Genomic DNA, 1,605 nt, shown 5'->3' on the forward strand with positions numbered 1-1,605 from the left:
GATTTTTCATCGGAAGCTTCAGGACTTTACAGTTTTCATGGTGATCCTACCAATGGTTGGACCATTTGGAATTTGGCCTATCTCACCTTACATCCCGATGCCCACATAGCACCAGGGCAAGGTTTTTTTGTAGCTTCCAAAGCGGGAGGTGGGACGGTTACTTTTGTGCCCGAAATGCGTACCGTTGGGCACATTAATAGGTTTGGGGTTCAAAAAGATCAGATTGCCAAACATGTGGGCTTTTTAAAATTGGACATGACTAATGGTATTTCAACCTATAGCACGGATTTTTATTTTAATGAGCAGTCCACACCAGGTTTGGACCCTGGTTATGATGCTGCCATTTTTGGTGGTCTGGCACCTGATTTTTCAATTTATTCCCATTTACTGGATGATCATGATGATATGGATATGGCTGTACAATCCTTGCCTTATGCTGATCTTTTACATGGAACAGTCATACCGATAGGCATTAATGCTGCCGAAGGGCAACAGCTGAAAATTAGTATGCCCACAGCCATCATCCCGGAAGAAGCAGACGTTTATATTGAGGATCAATTAAAACAAACCTTTACCTTATTGCGTGACCGTGATTATGCGTTTTATGCCGACGCTAATGTTGCAGGAACGGGGCGCTTCTTTTTGCACGTCATCCCATCCACCTTGTTTTTTGGGGACCAAGAAGATTATTCTCCCCAACTTTTCACCAGTAATAGCTCTCGGATGCTGCATATAACAGGTTCTGTCAAATCAAATACGACCATTGCTGTTTATGATCTTCAGAATCGATTGCTCTTGAGCACTGTATTGGATGAACATGCTACCGACCAGCATCTTGATCTTTCAAGCCTCTCCAAAGGCATGTATTTGGTTAAGCTAAAGAACAGTTCTTTTGATAAGCTTAAAAAGATTCTTATTCAGTAGTGTTTTAGAGGGTAGAGGGTAGAATCTAGAACCTAGACTGTTTTATGTCAGTGTAGAAACGAAAAGCACTTAACTTTAAATGATAATCAGGTGTTATTTCTTCATGACTCTTCCTGAATATTCCGAGCCACCTCTGCATATTTCCTTGATTCTGATAGCTGTTGGCAGAAATTGAAGTTGAAGTTGTAAATGAAATTGAAGTTGAAGTTGAAATTGAAGTCGAAATTGAAGTTGGAAATTGATTTCGCAGATTTGTAAGGGTTCACGGAGCTCCGTAGCGGTAGAGAGGTTTATATCAGTGCAAGTCAATTACATCGGTATCATCTGTGTTTCAATAGTGAAATTGAATCGAGATTCATTATTGACTAAGAAATCAGTAAAACTCCATTCGTGCAATTTATAAGCGGACATTATCGATGGGACTTAGTGGTGTCCATCCCTAAAAGCCCAATACCCACTCGCTGTTCTTATTGATTCCTTGCACGTGAAAGCATCTTGAGTGTCATTGTAAATCATTACTTTATAGGTTTTATCCCGATGATTCCTTGAATCCGCAAGTCTTCCAAAAAAAATGCCGCAAAACCTTATTGGATAAAGCTTTGCAGCTGTGTAATATTCACTTAAATTAGTGTTGACCAATACTACAGATGTGAAGATAATAAAATCAGATCCGATATCCGC

General features: G+C 39.9%; 2 protein-coding genes. One reads left to right on the forward strand and one right to left on the reverse strand.

Going from position 1 to position 1,605, the window contains the following annotated elements:
* Window positions 1-924 (forward strand): T9SS type A sorting domain-containing protein (locus tag VLZ86_RS09055; protein ID WP_325450522.1); only part of this gene is annotated, 924 nt, incomplete at its 5' end.
* A 423-nt stretch (window positions 925-1,347) separates the two neighbouring features.
* Here VLZ86_RS09055 and VLZ86_RS09060 read toward each other — a convergent pair.
* Window positions 1,348-1,605 (reverse strand): hypothetical protein (locus VLZ86_RS09060; protein ID WP_325450524.1); only part of this gene is annotated, 258 nt, incomplete at its 5' end.

The organism is Gelidibacter sp., from assembly GCF_035515035.1.
In the GTDB taxonomy this organism is placed as follows: domain Bacteria; phylum Bacteroidota; class Bacteroidia; order Flavobacteriales; family Flavobacteriaceae; genus Gelidibacter.